General features: G+C 74.8%; 1 protein-coding gene. It reads right to left on the bottom strand.

Translation table 11 applies throughout. The features are described 5' to 3' along the window. Nucleotides 1-364 precede the first annotated feature (364 nt). The coding region (locus LLG88_08320) for a tetratricopeptide repeat protein (protein MCE5246907.1) at nt 365-1,798 on the bottom strand (1,434 nt) is incomplete at its 5' end.

Genomic DNA, 1,798 nt, shown 5'->3' with positions numbered 1-1,798 from the left:
CCCCGACGCGCGACGCGCTGGTCGGTGTCGGGTCCGGCCGTAGGGGAGGCTGGCGCGTCCCGACGATCGTTCGCCCGCGGACGATTCCTCCGCGCCTGCCTCCCGACGTGATTCACGCGGAACGTTGCCTTTGCCTTGCGCCGAAAGGCCCGCGCACCTCGCGGGACGTGCGTCGTGCGTGGCGCGGCTCAGCGGACGCGCGCTTCGGAAATTGCCGGGTTAATGCCTCAAGGGCAGGGTTGTGCGGTGATCAGGTCGGGCGGCAGGCGCGGTGCGGCGCCGTTGTTCCGACGGTCGTCGGAGCGCGCCAGCCGCCCCTACGGGATTCGTCGTTTCGGCGTTCCACGCGGCCCGGCGGCGCGGGTCAGGGAAGGCGCTTCATCAGCGCCGCGAAGCGGGGATGGGCGCGCAGCGGATCGAGGTTGCTGTCGTGCTCGAACCAGCCGCGCTGGGTGAGGCCGCGGTCCACCGCGCGCTCGAGGGAGGCGAGCGCCTCCTCGACTTCGCCGGCCATGGACTGGATGCAGCCGACGTTGTAGAGGAGCATCGGCTCGTCCGGCTCCTGCGCCAGCGCCGCCCGCGACCACTCCAGGCCGCGCTCGCGGTCGCCGAGCGCGACGAGGGCGTTGGCCGCCATGTAGCGGGCGCGCGTGTCGTCCGGCTGCAGGTGCAGCGCCGCGGTCGCCTTGCGCAGGCCGCGGCGGTAGGTCGCCTCGGCGTCCTCGGCGCGCCCCATGTCCACGTAGATCTGGGCCATCAGCAGCGGGGACTGGTAGTCCTCGGGACGCCGCGCCTCGGCCTCCTCGTAGAGCCGCAGCGCCTTCTCCGCCTCGCCGCGGGCGAAGCTGTGGCGGGCGTAGAAGTAGCGCGCCTCGAACAGCGAGGGGTCGAGCCGAACCGCGCGCTCGAACGCGGCGACGGCCTCCTCGTCGCGCCCCGCGATCGAGCAGGCGACGCCCCACGAGGCCTGCGCCTCGGCGAGGTCCGGATCGAGCGCCAGCGCGCGGCGGCTCGCCGCCTCGGCCCGCTCGATGTGCTCGGCGACGCGCGCGACGTAGAGGAAGTGGAAGCAGTGGCAGTCGGCCACGCCGGCCCACGCCCGCGCGAACGATGGGTCGAGCTCCAGCGCCCGCTCGAACAGCTCCCGCGCGAACTCCACGCCGCGCCGGCGGTACTGGTAGTAGAAGCGCCGCGCGCGGAGGTAGAGGTCGTAGGCGCGGACGTCGGTCGTCGGCGGGCGGCCGAGCGCGGCGTGCTCCGTCTCGCTCAGCGTCACCGCGAGCGCCGCGGCGATCGCCCGCGCGATCTCCTCCTGGATGGCGAAGACGTCGTGCAGCTCGCGGTCGTACGAGCCGGACCAGAGCTCGAAGCCGGTCGCGCCGTCCACGAGCCGCGCCGTGACGCGCAGCCGGTCCTCGGCCTTGCGCACGCTTCCCTCGAGCAGCGCGCCGACCCGCAGCCGCCGCGCGATCTCGCGGCTGTCGATCCCCGCGCCGCGGAAGCGGAACGACGAGCGGCGCGCGGCGACGCGCAGCCCGGCGACCCGCCCGAGCGCGGTGATGATCTCCTCGGCCACGCCGTCGCAGAAGTACTCCTGGTCGCGCGCCTGGCTGAGGTCCTCGAACGGCAGCACGGCGAGCGAGGCGCCCCCCGGCGCGGTCGCGGACGGCCCGGCGCGGCGCAGCCCGTCGAGCGCGTCGCGCAGCTCCACGGCCGAGGGAAAGCGGCCGCGCGGGTCCTTGTCGAGGCAGCGGGCGACGACGGCGTCGAACTCCGGCGAGAGCGCGGGGCGCAGCGT

It is taken from the genome of bacterium, assembly GCA_021372775.1.
Lineage (GTDB): Bacteria > Acidobacteriota > Polarisedimenticolia > J045 > J045 > JAJFTU01.
Note: the sequence above shows the minus strand (reverse complement) of the source record. Positions and strands in the feature narration are given on the sequence as shown.